Annotated in this window: 20 protein-coding genes and 1 pseudogene; 6 read left to right on the top strand and 15 right to left on the bottom strand. The window is 59.8% G+C overall.

The features are described 5' to 3' along the window. Nucleotide 1: 1 nt before the first annotated feature. From gltA to GZH91_RS06160, 7 genes are read right to left on the bottom strand one after another with little or no spacing between them, the layout of a single operon-like run. Nucleotides 2–1,297 (bottom strand): citrate synthase, encoded by a 1,296-nt coding sequence (gltA, locus tag GZH91_RS06190; protein ID WP_147070456.1) that lies wholly within the window; start codon nucleotides 1,295–1,297, stop codon nucleotides 2–4. After that, nucleotides 1,281–1,538 (bottom strand): FAD assembly factor SdhE, encoded by a 258-nt coding sequence (locus GZH91_RS06185; protein WP_147070458.1) that lies wholly within the window; start codon nucleotides 1,536–1,538, stop codon nucleotides 1,281–1,283. The genes gltA and GZH91_RS06185 overlap by 17 nt, the downstream gene beginning before the upstream one ends. Then, complete coding sequence (locus tag GZH91_RS06180) at nucleotides 1,535–2,233, bottom strand: succinate dehydrogenase iron-sulfur subunit (RefSeq protein WP_147070460.1); 699 nt, start codon at nucleotides 2,231–2,233, stop codon at nucleotides 1,535–1,537. Before GZH91_RS06180 ends, GZH91_RS06185 begins: the two co-directional genes overlap by 4 nt. Beyond that, on the bottom strand, nucleotides 2,233–3,996 hold the full coding sequence (sdhA, locus tag GZH91_RS06175) for a succinate dehydrogenase flavoprotein subunit (RefSeq protein WP_147070461.1): 1,764 nt from the start codon (nucleotides 3,994–3,996) through the stop codon (nucleotides 2,233–2,235). The genes GZH91_RS06180 and sdhA overlap by 1 nt, the downstream gene beginning before the upstream one ends. Continuing rightward, nucleotides 3,993–4,322 (bottom strand): succinate dehydrogenase, hydrophobic membrane anchor protein, encoded by a 330-nt coding sequence (sdhD, locus tag GZH91_RS06170; protein WP_147070463.1) that lies wholly within the window; start codon nucleotides 4,320–4,322, stop codon nucleotides 3,993–3,995. Before sdhD ends, sdhA begins: the two co-directional genes overlap by 4 nt. Then, nucleotides 4,316–4,693, bottom strand: a complete 378-nt coding sequence (sdhC, locus tag GZH91_RS06165) for a succinate dehydrogenase, cytochrome b556 subunit (RefSeq protein WP_147070465.1) — start codon at nucleotides 4,691–4,693, stop codon at nucleotides 4,316–4,318. Before sdhC ends, sdhD begins: the two co-directional genes overlap by 7 nt. A 3-nt stretch (nucleotides 4,694–4,696) precedes the next feature. Further along, nucleotides 4,697–5,896: a malic enzyme-like NAD(P)-binding protein gene (locus tag GZH91_RS06160; RefSeq protein WP_147070467.1), complete on the bottom strand. Its 1,200-nt coding sequence runs from the start codon at nucleotides 5,894–5,896 to the stop codon at nucleotides 4,697–4,699. 262 nt (nucleotides 5,897–6,158) lie between these two features. Here GZH91_RS06160 and GZH91_RS06155 point away from each other — a divergent pair, with 262 nt between their 5' ends. The 3 genes from GZH91_RS06155 to GZH91_RS06145 all read left to right on the top strand — a co-directional run bounded on the left by GZH91_RS06155 (nucleotide 6,159) and on the right by GZH91_RS06145 (nucleotide 9,906). Further along, nucleotides 6,159–7,226, top strand: coding sequence for a response regulator (locus tag GZH91_RS06155; RefSeq protein ID WP_147070469.1), 1,068 nt, complete (start codon nucleotides 6,159–6,161; stop codon nucleotides 7,224–7,226). Nucleotides 7,227–7,319: 93 nt separating this feature from the next. Next, nucleotides 7,320–7,751, top strand: a complete 432-nt coding sequence (locus GZH91_RS06150) for a response regulator (protein ID WP_147070471.1) — start codon at nucleotides 7,320–7,322, stop codon at nucleotides 7,749–7,751. A 19-nt stretch (nucleotides 7,752–7,770) separates the two neighbouring features. Beyond that, nucleotides 7,771–9,906, top strand: coding sequence for an ATP-binding protein (locus GZH91_RS06145; RefSeq protein WP_147070472.1), 2,136 nt, complete (start codon nucleotides 7,771–7,773; stop codon nucleotides 9,904–9,906). 4 nt (nucleotides 9,907–9,910) lie between these two features. On the opposite strand, the gene GZH91_RS06140 is transcribed toward GZH91_RS06145, so the two are convergent. The 8 genes and pseudogenes from GZH91_RS06140 to cas5e form a co-directional block, all read right to left on the bottom strand. Continuing rightward, nucleotides 9,911–10,810, bottom strand: coding sequence for a crotonase/enoyl-CoA hydratase family protein (locus GZH91_RS06140; protein ID WP_147070475.1), 900 nt, complete (start codon nucleotides 10,808–10,810; stop codon nucleotides 9,911–9,913). A gap of 352 nt (nucleotides 10,811–11,162) precedes the next feature. After that, entirely contained in the window at nucleotides 11,163–11,459 is a 297-nt protein-coding gene (cas2e, locus tag GZH91_RS06135; protein ID WP_147070477.1) for a type I-E CRISPR-associated endoribonuclease Cas2e, read from the bottom strand. After that, a pseudogene (gene cas1e, locus GZH91_RS17980) lies at nucleotides 11,440–12,066 on the bottom strand (type I-E CRISPR-associated endonuclease Cas1e); the annotation flags it as partial. The gene cas2e and the pseudogene cas1e, both read right to left, overlap by 20 nt. A gap of 18 nt (nucleotides 12,067–12,084) precedes the next feature. After that, nucleotides 12,085–12,360 (bottom strand): CRISPR-associated endonuclease Cas1, encoded by a 276-nt coding sequence (locus tag GZH91_RS17975; RefSeq protein WP_223264466.1) that lies wholly within the window; start codon nucleotides 12,358–12,360, stop codon nucleotides 12,085–12,087. Between the two features lie 13 nt (nucleotides 12,361–12,373). Continuing rightward, on the bottom strand, nucleotides 12,374–12,673 hold the full coding sequence (locus GZH91_RS06125; protein ID WP_147070479.1) for a type II toxin-antitoxin system RelE/ParE family toxin: 300 nt from the start codon (nucleotides 12,671–12,673) through the stop codon (nucleotides 12,374–12,376). After that, entirely contained in the window at nucleotides 12,670–12,951 is a 282-nt protein-coding gene (locus GZH91_RS06120) for a YlcI/YnfO family protein (RefSeq protein WP_147070480.1), read from the bottom strand. The genes GZH91_RS06125 and GZH91_RS06120 overlap by 4 nt, the downstream gene beginning before the upstream one ends. Nucleotides 12,952–13,019: 68 nt before the next feature. After that, on the bottom strand, nucleotides 13,020–13,643 hold the full coding sequence (gene cas6e, locus GZH91_RS06115) for a type I-E CRISPR-associated protein Cas6/Cse3/CasE (RefSeq protein ID WP_147070482.1): 624 nt from the start codon (nucleotides 13,641–13,643) through the stop codon (nucleotides 13,020–13,022). Beyond that, entirely contained in the window at nucleotides 13,634–14,029 is a 396-nt protein-coding gene (cas5e, locus tag GZH91_RS06110; protein WP_198415417.1) for a type I-E CRISPR-associated protein Cas5/CasD, read from the bottom strand. The genes cas6e and cas5e overlap by 10 nt, the downstream gene beginning before the upstream one ends. A 13-nt stretch (nucleotides 14,030–14,042) precedes the next feature. On the opposite strand from cas5e, the gene GZH91_RS17770 reads away from it, so the two are divergent. From GZH91_RS17770 to GZH91_RS06100, 3 genes are read left to right on the top strand one after another with little or no spacing between them, the layout of a single operon-like run. Then, on the top strand, nucleotides 14,043–14,198 hold the full coding sequence (locus GZH91_RS17770; protein ID WP_198415416.1) for a hypothetical protein: 156 nt from the start codon (nucleotides 14,043–14,045) through the stop codon (nucleotides 14,196–14,198). A 28-nt stretch (nucleotides 14,199–14,226) separates the two neighbouring features. Beyond that, a complete protein-coding gene (acnA, locus tag GZH91_RS06105) occupies nucleotides 14,227–17,070 on the top strand; it encodes an aconitate hydratase (RefSeq protein WP_147070486.1) in 2,844 nt (947 codons plus the stop codon). Between the two features lie 9 nt (nucleotides 17,071–17,079). Beyond that, nucleotides 17,080–17,451 carry a YidH family protein gene (locus GZH91_RS06100; protein WP_147070488.1) on the top strand — a complete coding sequence of 124 codons (372 nt, stop codon included), beginning with the start codon at nucleotides 17,080–17,082 and terminating at the stop codon, nucleotides 17,449–17,451. Nucleotides 17,452–17,482 lie beyond the last annotated feature (31 nt).

Raw genomic sequence — 17,482 nt, 5'->3', positions numbered from 1 at the left:
GTTACCGTTTGTTCACCGGAACATAATCGCGCCGCACGTCGCCCACGTAGAGCTGGCGCGGCCGGCCGATCTTGTTTTCCGGGTCGCCGATCATTTCGTTCCACTGTGCCACCCAGCCGGCGGTGCGCGCCAGCGCAAACATGGCGGTGAACATATTGGTGGGGATGCCCAGTGCACGCAATACGATACCGGAATAGAAATCCACATTCGGGTAGAGCTTCCTGGCGACGAAGTATTCATCCTCCAGCGCTATCTGCTCCAGCTTGCGGGCGATCTTGAACAGCGGGTCGTCGTTCAGCCCCAGCTCGTCCAGCACTTCATGGCAGGTTTCGCGCATCACTGCCGCACGCGGGTCCATGTTTTTGTATACCCGGTGGCCGAAGCCCATCAGACGGAACGAATCGCTCTTGTCCTTGGCGCGCTCGATGAACGCGCCGATGCGCGAAACATTGCCGATTTCTTCCAGCATTGCCAGCGCCGCCTCGTTGGCCCCGCCGTGTGCCGGACCCCATAGCGAGGCAATGCCTGCCGAGATGCAGGCGAAGGGATTGGCACCGGAAGAACCCGCCAGCCGCACCGTGGAGGTGGAGGCATTCTGCTCATGGTCGGCGTGCAGGATCATGATGCGTTCCAGCGCGCGCACCAGCACCGGGTTGGCAATATAGGATTCACACGGCGTGGCGAACATCATGTACATGAAATTTTCTACATAACCAAGCCGGTTTTGCGGGTACATGAAGGGCTGGCCAATATTGTATTTGTAGCTCCAGGCGGCAATGGTGGGCACTTTGGCCAGCAGGCGGAAAGCCGAAACTTCACGGTGGCGGGGATCGCTGATATCCAGTGAATCGTGATAGAACGCTGACAATGCCCCCACCACACCAACCATCACGGCCATGGGATGCGCATCACGGCGGAAGCCGCGAAAAACATTGCTGATCTGGTCATGCAGCATGCTGTGCTGACGCATGGTGGTATCGAAATGATGCTTCTGCTCGGCACTGGGCAATTCGCCGTATTGCAGCAGATAAGCCACTTCGATGAAATCGGAATGCTGCGCCAGTTGCTCGATGGGATAGCCGCGGTAATAGAGCAGGCCCCTGTCGCCATCAATGTAGGTGATGCTGGAACTGCAACTCGCGGTGGCCTGAAAACCGGGGTCATAGGTAAAATAGCCGTACTTCCCCAGGCTGCGAATATCAATCACGCTGGGACCGAGCTTGCCGGACAGCACGGGCAATTCGATGGGCTTGGCGCCGTTGTCGAAAGTGAGGGTGGCTTTAGTCGGTGCTTTCATTTTTTTGCTTTCCTGTACGCAGCCATTCAATAATTTTCGCCTGTTCGGGCTGGGCCGCAGACTGGCCTGTCTGGATCATATCCCACAACTCGCTATCGCCCAGTTCCAGCAATGCGCCAAATGCAATTTGCTGGCTCGATGGGAGAACGGGGTATTGCTGCTCCAGAAAATCCAGTAACAGAATGTCCAGTTCGAGCATCCCGCGTCGGGCGCGCCAGCGCAGACGATTCAACTCAGTCATGCGCCGCGCTTTACCAGCAGCGTCTTTATTTTACCAATTGCGGCCGTGGGATTCAGCCCTTTTGGGCAGACCGACACACAATTCATGATGCCGTGGCAGCGAAACAGGCGATATGGGTCTTGCAGATTATCCAGGCGCTGATTGGCGCCCTGGTCGCGGCTGTCGGCAATGAAGCGATATGCCGCAAGCAATCCGGCGGGGCCGACGAACTTGTCCGGATTCCACCAGAACGACGGACAGGCGGAAGAACAGCAGCCGCACTGGATGCACTCCACCAGCCCGTCCAGTTGCGCCCGCTGCTCCGGGCTTTGCAAGCGCTCAATCTCGGGTGCGGGGTCGGCGTTATTCAGCCACGGCTCGACCGAACGATATTGCTGGTTGAACGGCGTCATGTCCACTACCAGATCACGAATCACTGGCAAGCCGGGTAACGGACGCACTTCCACCGGCTGGCGCAAATCGGCCAGCGGGGTGATGCAGGCGAGCCCGTTGCTGCCGTTAATGTTCATGCCATCCGATCCGCACACCCCTTCACGGCAGGAGCGGCGCAGGGTGAGCGTGCTGTCCAGTGTGTCCTTGATACGCAGCAGCGCATCCAGCAGCATGTTGCCGGCCGGTTCGATGTCCACATCGTAGGCCTGCATGTGCGGCTTGGTGTCGTGCTCCGGGTCGTAGCGGTAAATGGAGAAACGCATCAGTAGATTCGCTCCTTGGGTAAAAACGGTTCGACTGTGAGCGGCTTCAGGCGCACCGGCTTGGTGTCAATCTGGTCGTTTTCCCGTGTGTACAGGGTGTGTTTCAGCCAGTGGCCGTCATCGCGTTCGGGATAATCCTCACGCGCATGCGCGCCCCGGCTCTCGGTGCGCGCATGCGCGGAAACCAGCGTGGCGCGGGCCACGGCAAACAGATTCTCCAGCTCCAGCGCCTCGATGCGGGCAGTATTGAATACCTGGCTGTGGTCTGCAAGGCGGGCGTTATCCAATCTGGCCTGCAGGATATCCAGTGCGGCAATGCCCTCACCCATCAGCGTTTCGGTACGGAATACGCCGCAATGTTTTTGCATCAGCGTTTGCAGCGCCAGACGCAGCTCGGCCACGCTTTCTCCCGCGCCGGTTTTATTCCAGCGCGCCAGCCGCGCCAACGCCGCTTCGGCTGCGGATTCCGGCAACAGGCGCGGGAACGGATTATCGCGCAGGGTTTCGATGATGTGATTGCCGGCGGCACGACCAAACACCACCAGGTCCAGCAGCGAGTTGCCCCCCAGCCGGTTGGCGCCGTGCACCGACACGCAGGCGCACTCACCCACTGCGTACAGCCCGGGCACCGGCTCCTCCGGCCCGAAACGCGCGGGCATCACCACCTGGCCATGCAGATCGGTGGGAATGCCGCCCATCATGTAGTGGGCAGTGGGCACCACCGGGATGGGTGCGTCAATCGGATCCACCCCGGCAAAACGCAGCGCCAGTTCGCGGATACCCGGCAGCTTGTCCTTGATGAGTGCCGCGCCGAGGTGGTCGAGCTTGAGGTGTATGGTGTCGCCGTGCGGCCCGCAACCACGCCCTGCATGAATTTCCAGCGCCAACGCGCGCGCCACCACATCGCGCCCGGCGAGGTCTTTGGCGTGCGGCGCGTAGCGTTCCATGAAACGCTCGCCCTGGTTGTTGACCAGATAACCGCCCTCGCCGCGCACACCTTCGGTAATCAGGCTGCCCGAGCCGGGCAGCCCGGTGGGGTGAAACTGCCAGAACTCCATGTCCTGCAACGCCAGACCTGCCCGCAACACCATACCCAGACCATCGCCGGTATTGATGTGGGCGTTGGTGGAGTAGCGAAAAATGCGTCCCGCCCCGCCGGTTGCAAGCAGCGTGGCGCGCGCCTCAATCACCAGCGGCGCGCCGGTTTCGATGCACAGCGCGGTCACGCCCAGCACATAGCCGTCGGCGTCGCGCAGCAGATCAAGCGCGAAGTACTCGTCGAAAAAATGGGTGTGGGCCTTGAGATTCTGCTGGTGCAAGGTATGCAGCAGCGCATGACCGGTGCGGTCGGCGGCAGCGCAGGTGCGCGTGGCCTGCTCACCGCCATAATTCATGGATTGGCCGCCGAACGCGCGCTGGTAGATGCGGCCATTGTCCAGACGCGAGAACGGCAGCCCCATGTGCTCCAGTTCGATCACCGCTTCCGCGGCATGGCGGCACATGAATTCGATGGCATCCTGGTCGCCCAGATAATCCGAGCCTTTCACCGTGTCATACATGTGCCAGTGCCAGTTGTCCGGCGTGACATTGCCCAGCGCGGCGGTAATGCCGCCCTGGGCCGACACCGTGTGCGAGCGCGTCGGGAATACCTTCGACACCACCGCCACCTGCAGGCCGGAACCGGACAGCTGCAACGCGGCGCGCAGCCCTGCCCCGCCGCCGCCGACGATGACTGCGTCGAATTTGCGCTTGACCGGCATCATGGCAAGCTCCATAAAACCGCGCCTGCCCACACCACGCAGGTCGCCAGCCAGAGCAGCGCCCCCACATGCAGCGCCAGACGCAGCCCGAGCGGCTGCACATAATCCATGAAAATATCGCGCATCCCCACCCAGGCATGCAGCGCCAGCGCCACCACGAACAGCAGCGTCACAATCCGCATCGGCAAGGGCGCGAACAACCCGCGCCAGACGGCAAAATCGAGCGGCCAGTGCAGCGCGACCCACACCGGGAAAAACAGCGCGTATGCCGCCAGCAGCAGCGCACTCACGCGCTGCACCAGCCACGCAGACAGCGCACCGCCTACCACAGCCCTATCCCCGCGATGACCAGGGTCAGCAAGGCACTTGCCAGTAGCGTAGCGGCAGACAGCTTGCGCGCCGTCGCCAACGCCGTGCCGACATGGATATCCAGCAGCAAAAAGCGCAATCCGCCCAGCAGATGCAGCAAATAGCCCCACAGCAATAGCGTCGACAGCGCTTTGACCACCGGTATGTGCAGCCACTCGCGCAGCCGTGCGTAGCCGTCGGCGTCAAATGAGGTTTGCAGCAGATATAACAGCAGCGGCGTGACGAGAAAAAGAACTGCACCGCTCATGCGCTGCAGGATCGACATCCAGCCCGGCAAGGGCAGGTGGATTTTGAAGATGTTGAGGTAAACGGGACGAGACGGATGCCGCACCGTTTATTCCTTTGCAGCCTTCATCACTGCAGGCGGAATCCGTTCGATCAGCCGCGCGTCAAACGGTTTGGGCAGGATATAGTCGCGGCCAAACGCCAGCTCGGTCAGATTGTAAATGGCCAGAACATCAGCCGGCACCGGCTCGCGCGCCAAATCCATCAGCGCATGCACCGCCGCAATCAGCATTTTTTGTGTGATACGTTTGGCACGGGCGTCGAGCGCACCGCGAAAAATGAACGGGAAGCCCAGTATATTGTTCACCTGATTCGGGTAATCCGAACGGCCTGTCGCGATAATGGCATCGTCGCGCGCGGCGTGAACATCGTGCGGTGCAATCTCTGGATCGGGATTAGCCAGGGCAAATACCACGGGCTTGTCCGCCATGCTCTTGATCATCGCTGGCGTCACCAGATTGGCTGCGGACACGCCGATAAATGCATCCGCACCCTGCATCGCGTCAGCCAGCGTTCTGGCATCCGTGTCGGCGGCAAAGAAAGCATGATGCGGTGGCAAATCGATCATGCCCGTATGCAGCACGCCCACCTTGTCCACCACCAGCAGCCTGGATTTGTCCGCACCCATAGCCAGCAACAAACGCAACGATGCGTTGCCCGCCGCACCTGCACCCAGACAGACAATCCTGGCATCAGCCAGTTTTTTTCCCTGGACATGCAGCGCATTGATCAAGCCGGCGCAAATGATCACCGCAGTGCCGTGCTGGTCGTCGTGGAACACCGGGATATCGAGCCGCTCGGACAGCGCTTTTTCGATCTCGAAACAATGCGGCGCGGCGATGTCTTCCAGGTTGATGCCGCCAAAAGTCGGCGCGATATTCACCACGGTATCGATGAATGCCTGCACGCTGGGTGCGTTCACTTCGATATCAAATACATCGATATTGGCAAAGCGCTTGAACAGCACGCCCTTGCCTTCCATCACGGGTTTGGCGGCCAGCGGTCCCAGATTGCCCAGCCCCAGAATCGCCGTGCCGTCGGTAATCACCGCCACCAGATTGCCCTTGTTGGTATAGCGATAGGCCAGCTCCGGGTCAGCACCGATCGCGCGCACCGGCTCCGCCACGCCGGGACTATAGGCCAGCGACAACTCGTGCTGGGTAGCGCAAGGCTTGGAGGATTCGACGGAAAGTTTGCCGGGCTTGGGAAACTGGTGGTAATCGAGGGCTTGCTGTTTGAGTGTGGGCATGAGATTCCGGAATGGTTGATTGCACAGTGGTTATAATGAAGCGGATGACATATTCATATTCAGAGTCATGTGCGGATTATACCCATAGCGCCATCTCCTATGTGTTTGTTATATAAAATCATATCGTTACAGCTGCACGATCCGGACCTCATCAAGCGCTACGCGATCAGCGCGCAAAAAAATCAGCAAATGTTCATAAAGCTTCAGTTACTCCTGCCGATATTATCAACGACATCATGTGGACTCACCACCAGCCGGCACCATGACCAATTTTAATCTGCCAGACACCAGTGCCGTCCTGATCCTCGACGACCAGGCTACAAGCCGCACCATTCTAGCCCAGGTTGTTCGCAGCATCGGCTCCGGTATCAGGGTACAAGAAGAAACCACGCCTTCCGCCGCACTGGCCTGGGCAGCAGCCCACCCTGCCGATCTGGTGCTGGCAGACTATTTGATGCCCGACATGAATGGCGTCGAGTTTATTGGCCGCTTGCGCCAATTACCCGGCTATCAACACGTTCCGGTCGTCATGGTCACCATCAAGCAGGATATGGAAACGCGTTACGCGGCACTGGACGCGGGTATGACCGATTTTCTCACCAAGCCCGTGGACATGCGCGAGTGCCTTTCACGCTGCCGCAATCTGCTGACGCTGCGGCAGCAGCAACTGGCTCTGGAAGACAAGAGCCGGGTGCTGGAGGATATGGTTGGTCAGGCCACAGAGGAAATCCGCTGTCGGGAAAAAGACACCCTGATGCGGCTCGCCCGTGCCGGGGAATACCGGGATACTGATACTGCCAGGCACCTGCTGCGCATGTCCCGCTACAGCCGCGTGCTGGCGGATGCGATTGGGCTGCCCGAAGACGAGGCAGAGCTCATTGAACTCGCTGCTCCTTTGCACGATATCGGAAAAATCGGCATTCCGGACAGCATCCTGCGCAAGAACGGGCCGCTCTCGGACGAGGAGCTTGCCATCATGCGCCAGCACCCGAAAATCGGGCACGACATTCTGGAAGACAGCCCATCCAAATACCTGCGGCTGGGGGGCGAAATTGCCCTGGCCCATCATGAACGCTACGACGGATCGGGTTACCCGTTTGGCACTACCGGTCAAGACATCCCGCTCTCCGCACGCATCGTGGCTATCGCTGACGTGTTTGACGCACTCACCTCGGTGCGGCCCTACAAATCCGCATGGAGCATCAAATCGGCCATGCAGTATCTGCTCAAGGAAAGCGGCCGGCATTTCGATCCCGCACTGGTAAAAGCCATGCTTACGCTTGAGGCGTCCGTGGAAAAAATCCAGGAAGAACATGCCGAACCCGGCTGAATCCGATACCCGAGGAACCCAAAAAATGGGCGCCACGATGCTCGCATCTTTTGCTTCACAGCGTTTATTCTCACTCGAGATTCCCTCAGCCCCATGTCCGTCCGCGATATACGCAGTGCCCCCACCTATCGCCAGACCGTTCTCATCATAGATGATCAGCCCATGGTGCTGGCGATCCACACTGCAGTGCTGAAATCCCTCTCCATGGATTTGCGCATCGTATCCATGACGGATCCCAAAGCCGCACTCGAGTGGCTGCGTCAAAAACCGGCAGACCTGATTGTCACCGATTACCGGATGCACCAGATGGACGGCATCCATTTCGTCAATGCTGTACGTGACTCAAGCATTGAGCCGATGCGGCCGATAATCGTGGTGACCGCGCTAAAAGACGAAAAAATTCATCAACAATTGCTCGCAGCGGGCGTTTCGGCCTGCCTGATCAAACCCGCGCGGGCAGCGCAGTTGTCAAAAATAGCCCGGACCCTGCTCGAACAAAGCAGACGGCAATACACAACACAGTAAAGCAGACAGGCCACTACCCATGCTGGATAAAATGAAGATTTGGTTCACTGATCGTGTTGCGAAATGCGACAGGGTCGAACTTGAGCAGTCATTGATTCGGCTGGGTATTGGGTTGGCTATCCTAGTGTATCTGCTATACCGTTACCTCACCCATACCACGCTGAGCCACAATGACATTGTCGCTTTCAGCATTCTCAGTGTGTTTCTTTTCCTTACCCTGGTACTAATAGGCTCCATTCTGTATAGCAGCAAACCGTCTGTTGTCCGTCGTTTGGCAGGAGCATGGGTGGATCAGGGAGGGACAACATTATTTATGGCGTTTACTGGCGAAGTAGGTGTCATGGTAGTAGGCGTTTATTTGTGGGTCATTTTCGGCAATGGATTCCGCTTCGGCAGAAAATACCTCATTCATGCTCAGGTACTAAGCATAGTGGGGTTTGCCATCACGACTCAGGTTAATCCTTACTGGGATGAGCACGAGGCTATCAGCTATAGCGTAATGTTAATGTTGCTTGCCTTGCCGATTTATGTTTCCGCACTGATCAGAAGGATGAACGAGGCCAGGCAAAAAGCGGAAGAAGCCAACGCCGCGAAAACCCGCTTTGTGGCCAACATGAGCCACGAGATTCGCACACCTTTAAGCGGCATTATCGGTATCAGTACCCTGCTCAAGGCGACCCCGCTCAACAGCGAGCAACAGGACCTGCTCGGCACATTGAACAGCTCTTCCAGATTGCTGGTATCCCTGCTCAATAACGTACTGGATTTCGCCAAAATCGAAGATGGCAAGCTGGCTATCGAGCACACGGATTTTTCCGTGAATAGCCTGCTGGAAGAGACGGTCAAAATCTTCCGCTCCCAGGCGGAAGCCAAAAGCATCCGTCTGGATACCCACATCGCGGCCGCGGCGGGCACACTGCGCGGCGACCCTCATCGGCTGCAACAAGTGCTCGCCAATCTGGTGGGCAACGCGGTCAAGTTCACAGAGCGCGGCAGCGTTACCCTCTCCCTTTCAATACTTGGGGAAAATGAACATCACCGCAATATGCGCTTCGAAGTGGCGGACACCGGTGTGGGCATTCCCACCAGCGCACAAGGCAAAATATTCGAGAGTTTCACCCAGGCGGATATCTCCACCACGCGTCGCTTCGGCGGCAGCGGGCTGGGGCTGACCATCACCAGGCATCTGGTGGAAGCCATGGGTGGACGCCTCTCGTTCGAAAGCGCAGAGGGTCTGGGTAGCCGCTTCTGGTTCGACTTGCCACTGGAAAAAGCGGTCCAGGCTCAGCCAGGCAGCGCCGAAATCGTGCCATTGCCCGCCACCCGGGATGCGGGCCTCGAGAACACGCTGCGCATCCTGGTGTGCGAGGACGACGCCACCAACCAGAAAATATTGCTGCGGCTACTGGAGCTGGCCGGCCACCACGTCTCCCTGTCTGCCAATGGCGAAGAATTGCTGGATCAACTGGAACAGTCCAGCTTCGACCTGGTCATCGCCGATCTCAACATGGCCGGCCTGAGCGGGACAGACGCCCTGAAGCTGTATCGCTTCACCCGCGCTGACGACACCCGCACCCGTTTCATCCTGTTCACCGCCGATGCCACGCTGAGCGCACGCCAGGCCGCCAAGGAAGCCGGATTCGATGCTTTCCTGAGCAAGCCTGTGGATGCGTCCACCCTGTTTGGCACCATTGCAAATCTGCTGGGCATGCCTTCCGCCAGCGCCGAACACTGGCTGAATACGGTCATGGGCGGTTCCCGCTCCAGCCCTCCAGCCAGCGCGGAAACGCGTGCCGTGCTGGATGCCGCAACGCTCAGGGAACTGGAAATCCTGGGCGCCGGCGATGCCCTGTTTGTGCAGCGTCTGCTACGCAATTACCTGCGTGACTCGGGCGAATTGCTGGACAGGATCGAACACGCGGTGCAGCAAAAACAATACGGCGCCCTGCGCGACCATTGCCACGCCCTCAAGGGCAATAGCCTGAGCATCGGCGCCCGTGGCGTATTCGGCCGCGCCGAAACCATAGACCGCGCCGGTCCGGGCGAACTGCGCTTTCGCGGTAGCGCCATGGTCGGGCTATTGCGCACGGACTACGCAGCCGCGCGCGCCGCCATCGAGGATTACCTCAGTCGCCGCCAGACCGCCGCACGCTGAAGCCTCAGGCGCTTGCCTGCTCCGCCACGACCGGCTCCGGCTCGGTCACCTTGCGGTTCTGCGCCCGCACCAGGCGCTCCATGATCCTGAGGTCGCGCTCGCTCAGGCGCAGCGCCGCATCCACCCAAATCTCGGTGATCTCGTACAGCTCTTCTACGGTGAGCGGGTTCACGCGCTGCCTGGCGCGCTGGATGGCCTGGAACGAATTGAGCGAGCGGTGATTCTTGCGTATCCAGTCATACAGCGTCTTTTCGCCCTGGCCATCCTCGGCCAGCACATCCACCACGCCCATCTCGTGCAGCTCCGTCGCCGTGTATACCCTGCCCGAGCGCACCATGGCTTCAGCCGCCCGCATGCCGATCTTGCGCGACAGGAAACTCAACGCGCCCATGCCCGGAAAGAGGTTGAACAGCACTTCCGGCAAGCCCATCAGCGCACTTTTCTCCGCAATCATCACATGGGCGGATAGCGCTGCCTCAAATCCTCCCCCCATCGCCTGGCCCTGAACCATGGAAATGGTCGTGATGGGCGCCTGCAGATTATAGAAAGTCCATACGTTATCAATGCATAGCTTGGCATAGGACAATAACTCCTTTCGCGTTTGAGCCCTGATTGCTTCGCCAAACGCGGCTAGATCGCCGCCAAGATTAAACACCCCCTGTAGGTCCGAGGCCAAAATCAAATAGTTTGTCTGCTGAAAATTGCCATTTGAAACAACACGTCCTTTCATGCTTTCCAGATACGTATGGTGCTGCAACAAGTCCTGCAATGTCGTCCTGGTAAAGCACGGTCTCGGTTCAGGCCGCATGAACGACCACATGACACCGTATTCTTCATCGAAACGGATGCGGACCTGTTCCAAGCTGGCGTTGCTGAACTGCTGAAATTCCACAACTGCGTTCATTGTTTTCTCCTGGTGCATCGTTGGGGGCGAGTCTGCCGGCGCACTTGCGCGGTATCAGTCGTATCACAAAAATATTGCAGCGTAAACAAGCCAAGCTTCATCTGCATAACTAGCTTGCTCAAGCTGACTATAGAACCAAAATAGCGCTAGCTATATTTAGCCTCACCATCGCCTCATCCCGCGGGTGCGGGGAACACCTGACAGGCTGCGTGGCGATTGGCTGCGGCTGCGGTTCATCCCCGCGGGTGCGGGGAACACACTTCTTGCAACTTATTGTTCTACCAAATAAACCTAACGCACTAAAATCCTACCGAATTTTACGTGGGTAGGCAGCGATAAATTATTCATGTTGTTAAAGAGCGTCCGTATCGGTTTGTGGGAGGAAGCTGACGAGTTTTGCGCCATCCAGCTCTACGGGGATGCGGCGGTTTTTACCCAAGGTAACAAAATCAAAACCGGCTTCACTACTGGTACGCCATGCCATGACGGCGTTGCCTTCGCCAATGCCGACTTCAACCTGATGCCAGATGTGATCCCGCACTTTGTCTGAATAATTCCCCACGTACACCCCGGCGCGGATTTCCAGCAGCCAGATGGCGAGCCGTCCGCGCAATCGGGGTGGAACGTTTTCAAGCACGATGACCAGCATCGCCGATGTTCTCCGGGTTGGGGATTGCGGGGCCAACTTGCTCTTCGAAGGCTTCCGGGGGTTCGATCTCGCCTGCCGCGAGCATGTCTTCTATGCCTGGAATAATGCGTTCGAGCAGCCGGGTTTCGCGGAAGATGTCGCGGCAGGCGAGGCGAACCTGTTGCTCAGGATTAGCCGGGCGGCGTGCGGCAATTCGAAATGCGAGGGGGACGACGGTTTCGAATTTGTACACATCGGCTACGTCATAAACAAACGAGAGCGGTTTGCCGGTGTGGATGAAACCGATGGCGGGAGCATAGCCTGCGGCGAGCACGGCGGCCTCCGTCACGCCATACAAACAGGCGGTAGCGGCGGACAGGCAACGATTGGGCAAATCGCCCTTATCCCACTCGCTGGTGTCGTAGTTACGGGCCTTCCATTCCACGCCGTATTTGGCGGCGATGCGTTTGTAGGTTTCACGAACACGTGCGCCTTCGATACCGCGTAATTGCTCGACGGAGCGGCGCTGCGGCGGTTCTTCGCCAAAACGCAGCGCATACATTTTGCGCACAACTTTGAGTCGCAGGCCGTCTTCAAGGGCCAGTTTTGCCTGGTAGAGCAGGCGGTCAGCGCGCGCGCCGCCAGGTTAGCCGGCAGAATACAGGCGCACGCCCGCTTCGCCGATCCACACCAGCAACGTGCCGACACGCGCCGCCAGAGCGCAGGCCGCGTGCGACACGCGCGTGCCCGGCTCCAGTATCAGGCAGGCCACGCCGCCGACTGGAATGTGGGTGCGCACGCCATTTTTATCGACCACGGCAAACGCACCGTCCAGCACATCGAGGTGACCGTGCTCAATGTAGAGAATGGACAGCCGTTCTTTGATGGGAATGGGTTTGAGCGGGGGGAGCAAGTCAGCCATGATGAGTTTGCGCTTAGTGGTAATCGTCTTCGCGCTGGTGGCGCACCGCCAGCACAGTCACGCTTTCGGCATCTTCCACTTCAAACAGCGCGACATAACCATAGCTGCCAAAGCTGATCACCAGTTCCCGCAAGAACGGGTTTTCGGGAGAGGCCTTGCGGCAACTGAACGGGAAGATTTGCAAAACCTCAATGGCCTGACTGATTACCGCCCGCGCCCGCTCGGCTGCGGCCAGATCCTGCTCAGCCAGAAAATCAAACAGCCGCTGCAAATCATCCGCTGCAGCAGACGCAAAGCGGACTTGATACCTCACCTGTTACCGACCGCCTGTTTGGCACGCGCCTTGGCAAGCGACGCATCCAGGCGCTTGAGCATTTCGTCAGACGAAACGTAATGACCGGACAGTTTGGCCTCTTCACGCGCAACCAGGCCGCGCGTTATGAATTCGCGTTGTGCTTCACGGCGCGCGATATTTAAACGCACCGCCTCCAGCACAAAGCCCGACAAGGTCTCACCTTCCTGTAAAACTGATTCAGCCGCCGCGCGTAGTTCACTTTCCACACGCAAAGGGGGCAAAGTGGCGTTTTTCATGGCATCTCCTTTGAGTATCGCATATGCAATGCATTATAATAGCGGCCTATAGTCCTGCGAGCAAACCGTTATATCCGCCGCACCAGCAGCAAACCGCAGCCGAAGGCTTTGGCGGGGCCGATGCCGTTTGCGAGCAAGGCCGCTAAACGGTCTGGATCTCGCACGCGCAACACCCCCTCAAATGTGGCGGTTACGAGCTTGCCGGCACGGCTACCCTTGTGGAAATACACTGGGGCATGGGGCAGTACACTGACAGCCTCGACTTCGCCCGCTTCGCCCAATTTGCGGAGAAGCCACTGGCGCTGCTCTTCTTCCTTGATGAAGGGCACGCGACACTTTTCGGATTGCTTCCCCGGCTTGGCATCGCGCTGGGCGTCAACAATGGTTTTAACCGGGTTAGCCGTGAGCACGAAGGCCAAGCGCTGACCCGCACTGGGGCATGGGGTGATCTCGCGTGTGCCAACGAGGAGTAAGCCGTTTGCCCGAGTCGGTGCGCGACGCGATTGCACCAGCAATCTGGCCGGGCGACCAGTCGCATTTTCCTCGATCCGAAACAAGAATCCCTGACGGGTTTCGTCGTCGCTGCTGCGGGATTCACGGTCTTCACCAGGGAACAAATGCCAAAGCTGCCGGTGCAGGTTGTAGGGGTTGCGCGCGGCGTCCCAAGGTATTTCAACGCGACTCAGGAACATGTTGGATCCTTGTGCAGGTAGACCAGGCGGGTGCCGAACTGGCGTTTGTGCCCATGCAGAGGCACGTCGCGCAGGCGCAGGGGTTGATCGGATTGCTGCGTCTCGCTATAGACAAGTCCGTCCACAGGTGCCGTTTTGGCCAGCGCAGCCAGCGCGTCTTCAGCTTCGAGTTCGCCTTCCAGCAGCGGACGCGCCAGCGGGCAGGAGCGCCGTCCGAGCGAGGGGGTGTAGAGAGGCTGACGCAAGGCAGCGGCGAGCTGTGTGAGTGTGACGGAAGCTCCCGGTTTGCTGCCCACGGCCACAGTAAACGCCGCGTCGAACAGGTACGCGCCTCGGCGATGAGCCGAGGTGAGGGAGGCGCTGGAACATTCGAGCCGGGCTTTCAAATCGGTACGGGTAATGGGTGCGCGGCGCGCCGTCCAGGATCTGGTGCAGCTTGAAAATGCGGGTGAATTTGTCCATCCCAGCTTCCCTGTTTTTGGTTTTATGTCCGATTCTGCCAGCAATGGCCATTCCCGGCTGAAAATTTACGTGGTGAATGCGGTAAAATCATGAACTTTTAACGTTTTCGGCACATCCCACCATGAGCACAGCCCATAACCTGTTCAACACCCTTTCCGAATTCACGCTCGGCAACGGCACTCCCGGCCGCTTTTATTCCTTGTCTGCGCTGGAAGCTGTCGGGATAGGGAAAATATCGCGTTTGCCGGTATCCATCCGCATTGTCCTGGAAGCGGTGCTGCGCAACTGCGACGGCCGCAAAATCACCGAACAGCACATCCGCGAACTCGCCAACTGGCAGCCCAACGGCCCGCGCACCGAGGAAATCCCCTTCGTGGTGGCGCGCATTCTGTTGCAGGATTTCACCGGGGTGCCGCTGCTCGCCGACCTGGCGGCGATGCGCTCGGCGGCGGCGCAGGCGGGCAAGAACCCGAAGGTGATCGAGCCTTTAGTGCCTGTGGACATGGTGGTGGATCACTCGGTGCAGGTGGACGTGTTCAACCAGCCCGACGCGCTGCAAAAGAATATGGAACTGGAATTCATCCGCAACCGCGAGCGTTACCAGTTCCTGAAATGGGGCATGCAGGCCTTCGATACCTTCAAGGTGGTGCCACCCGGCATCGGCATCGTGCATCAGGTCAACCTGGAATACCTGGCGCGGGGGGTGATGGAGAAGGACGGCGTGCATTACCCGGACACCCTGGTGGGCACCGACTCGCACACCACCATGATCAACGGTCTGGGCATCGTCGCCTGGGGCGTGGGCGGCATCGAGGCGGAAGCGGGGATGCTCGGCCAGCCGGTGTATTTCCTCACCCCGGACGTGGTGGGCGTACACCTCAAAGGCCAAATTCGCGAAGGCGTGACCGCCACCGACGTGGTGCTGACCGTGACCGAAATGCTGCGCAAGGCGAAGGTGGTGGGCAAGTTCGTCGAGTTTTTCGGCGCAGGCGCGGCGGCGCTGTCGCTGCCCGATCGCGCCACCATCGCCAACATGGCGCCGGAATATGGCGCGACCATGGGCTTCTTCCCGGTGGACGAAGCCAGCTGCGCTTACTACGCTGCCACCGGACGCAGCGCGGAACAAGTGGACACCATCCGCAATTATTTCATGGCGCAGGGCTTGTTCGGCATCCCCCAGGCCGGCGATTGCGACTACTCACAGGAGCTGGAAATCGACCTGGGCAGCGTGGTGCCCAGCGTGGCCGGCCCGCGCCGCCCGCAAGACCGTATTGAGCTGGGTCACGTCAAACAGGCCTTCGCCGGGCTGTTCGCCAAACCGGTGGCCGAGGGTGGCTACGGCAAGGCAGCCGCGACGCTGGCGCAGCGTGTCGCGCTCGCACCAGCCCCCGCCGGAACGGATATCGCGGGTGGCGGCGTGCAGAACAGCGACACCCTGCCCGCAGGCGGCACCGACCCCGCAGTGGTGATCGAACGCGAAATGGTGGACAACCGCCCTACCCCCGACCATCTTGCCAGCAACGCTGTCTACACGGCGGCCCAAAGCGGCACGCTGGGTCACGGCGACGTGGTGATCGCTGCGATTACTTCATGCACCAACACCTCCAACCCCGGCGTGATGCTTGCCGCCGGTTTGCTGGCAAAGAAAGCGCTGGAAAAAGGCCTCACCGTGCCCGCCCACGTCAAGACTTCGCTCGGCCCCGGCTCGCGCGTGGTGACCGAATACCTGAAAGCCGCCGGACTGCTGGACGCCCTGGGAGAAATGGGTTTCAAGCTGGTGGGCTACGGCTGCACCACTTGCATCGGCAACTCTGGCCCGTTGCCTGCCGCGATTGAGTCCGCGATTACCGGCAACGACCTGATCGCCGCCTCGGTACTATCCGGCAACCGCAACTTCGAAGCGCGCGTGCACCAGAACGTGAAAGCCAATTTCCTGATGAGCCCGCCGCTGGTAGTGGCTTACGCCATTGCCGGCAGCATGAACACCGACCTGGCCAGCGAGCCGCTGGGTACGGGCCGCGACGGCGCGCCGGTATACCTCAAGGACATCTGGCCGTCTCTCGACGAAGTGGCCGCCGTGATGGCTACCGCTACCAACCCGGACACCTACCGCAAACTTTACGCCGACTTCAGCGCCGACAACCCGCTGTGGGCCGCCGTGCCTGCGCCGGCGGGTGCGGTGTACGACTGGGATGGCGCATCCACCTATATCCGGCAGCCGCCGTTTTTCGACGGTGCGGCGGGCGACAGCGGCGTGATCCGCGGCGCACGCGCGCTGGCGGTATTCGGCGACTCTGTCACCACCGACCACATCAGCCCGGCGGGTTCGATCAAGCCCGCCTCCCCCGCCGGCAAGTTTCTGCTGGAGCACGGTGTGGATCGTGCCGACTTCAACAGCTACGGCGCGCGCCGCGGCAACCACGAAGTGATGATGCGCGGCACCTTCGCCAACGTGCGCATCAGGAACCTGATGCTGCCCGGCAGCGAGGGCGGCGTCACCAGACACCAGCCTGACGGCGCGGAAATGGCGATCTACGACGCAGCCATGCAATACCAGGCGGCCGGCACGCCGCTGATGATTTTCGCCGGCGAGGAATACGGCACCGGCTCCAGCCGCGACTGGGCGGCCAAGGGCACGCGCCTGCTGGGCGTGAAGGCGGTGGTAGCGAAGAGCTTCGAGCGCATCCACCGTGCCAACCTGGTGGGCATGGGCGTGCTGCCCTGCCAGTTCAGGGACGGCATGGGCGCGGATAGCCTGAAGCTGGACGGCAGCGAGACTTTCGACCTGCTCGGACTGGAGCACGGCATCACCCCGCAGCAGGACATCACGCTGGTGATCCACCGCGCTGATGGTTCGGCCGATGCGGTGGCGGTGAAGCTGCGCATCGATACGCCGATTGAAGTGGACTACTACCAGAGCGGCGGCATTCTGCCCTTCGTGCTGGCGCAGTTGCTGGCTGACTAGGAGAACCATATGTCCGATCTCAATGACCCACGCGTATTTTTCGCCGCCGAGCGCACCCTGCTGGCCTGGAACCGCACCTGCCTCACGCTGATGGCGTTCGGCTTCGTGGTGGAGCGCTTCGGCCTGTTCCTGCACATGCTCGCCCCGCAGACGCCGCAGCACCTGGAGCGCGGCATCTCGTTCTGGGTGGGACTGGGTTTCATCCTGCTCGGCAGCCTGATGGCCGTGCTGGCCGTGATCCAGTACCGGCGCGTGCTACGCACCCTGAAGCCGGTGGAAATCCCGGAAGGCTACTGGGTCAACATGGCGGCGCTTTCCACGCTGTTGCTCGCCGTGCTTGGCATAGTGCTGTCCGCTTACCTGACCATGGGGCTGAAATAAGTTTCGCACCTCGCTGCCATACGACGAACCC

Origin of the sequence: Sulfuriferula plumbiphila (genome assembly GCF_009938015.1) — a bacterium.
In the GTDB taxonomy this organism is placed as follows: domain Bacteria; phylum Pseudomonadota; class Gammaproteobacteria; order Burkholderiales; family Sulfuriferulaceae; genus Sulfuriferula; species Sulfuriferula plumbiphila.
This window is presented reverse-complemented; position numbering and strand designations above follow the sequence as displayed.

What these genes read in the sequence shown, in the direction of transcription:
- gltA (WP_147070456.1), bottom strand. Translation starts at nt 1,297, where the DNA reads ATGAAAGCACCGACTAAAGCCACCCTCACTTTCGACAACGGCGCCAAG.
- GZH91_RS06185 (WP_147070458.1), bottom strand. Translation starts at nt 1,538, where the DNA reads ATGACTGAGTTGAATCGTCTGCGCTGGCGCGCCCGACGCGGGATGCTC.
- GZH91_RS06180 (WP_147070460.1), bottom strand. Translation starts at nt 2,233, where the DNA reads ATGCGTTTCTCCATTTACCGCTACGACCCGGAGCACGACACCAAGCCG.
- sdhA (WP_147070461.1), bottom strand. Translation starts at nt 3,996, where the DNA reads ATGATGCCGGTCAAGCGCAAATTCGACGCAGTCATCGTCGGCGGCGGC.
- GZH91_RS06160 (WP_147070467.1), bottom strand. Translation starts at nt 5,896, where the DNA reads ATGCCCACACTCAAACAGCAAGCCCTCGATTACCACCAGTTTCCCAAG.
- GZH91_RS06155 (WP_147070469.1), top strand. Translation starts at nt 6,159, where the DNA reads ATGACCAATTTTAATCTGCCAGACACCAGTGCCGTCCTGATCCTCGAC.
- GZH91_RS06150 (WP_147070471.1), top strand. Translation starts at nt 7,320, where the DNA reads ATGTCCGTCCGCGATATACGCAGTGCCCCCACCTATCGCCAGACCGTT.
- GZH91_RS06145 (WP_147070472.1), top strand. Translation starts at nt 7,771, where the DNA reads ATGCTGGATAAAATGAAGATTTGGTTCACTGATCGTGTTGCGAAATGC.
- GZH91_RS06140 (WP_147070475.1), bottom strand. Translation starts at nt 10,810, where the DNA reads ATGAACGCAGTTGTGGAATTTCAGCAGTTCAGCAACGCCAGCTTGGAA.
- cas2e (WP_147070477.1), bottom strand. Translation starts at nt 11,459, where the DNA reads ATGCTGGTCATCGTGCTTGAAAACGTTCCACCCCGATTGCGCGGACGG.
- GZH91_RS17975 (WP_223264466.1), bottom strand. Translation starts at nt 12,360, where the DNA reads ATGGCTGACTTGCTCCCCCCGCTCAAACCCATTCCCATCAAAGAACGG.
- GZH91_RS06120 (WP_147070480.1), bottom strand. Translation starts at nt 12,951, where the DNA reads ATGAAAAACGCCACTTTGCCCCCTTTGCGTGTGGAAAGTGAACTACGC.
- cas6e (WP_147070482.1), bottom strand. Translation starts at nt 13,643, where the DNA reads ATGTTCCTGAGTCGCGTTGAAATACCTTGGGACGCCGCGCGCAACCCC.
- GZH91_RS17770 (WP_198415416.1), top strand. Translation starts at nt 14,043, where the DNA reads ATGGGTGCGCGGCGCGCCGTCCAGGATCTGGTGCAGCTTGAAAATGCG.
- acnA (WP_147070486.1), top strand. Translation starts at nt 14,227, where the DNA reads ATGAGCACAGCCCATAACCTGTTCAACACCCTTTCCGAATTCACGCTC.
- GZH91_RS06100 (WP_147070488.1), top strand. Translation starts at nt 17,080, where the DNA reads ATGTCCGATCTCAATGACCCACGCGTATTTTTCGCCGCCGAGCGCACC.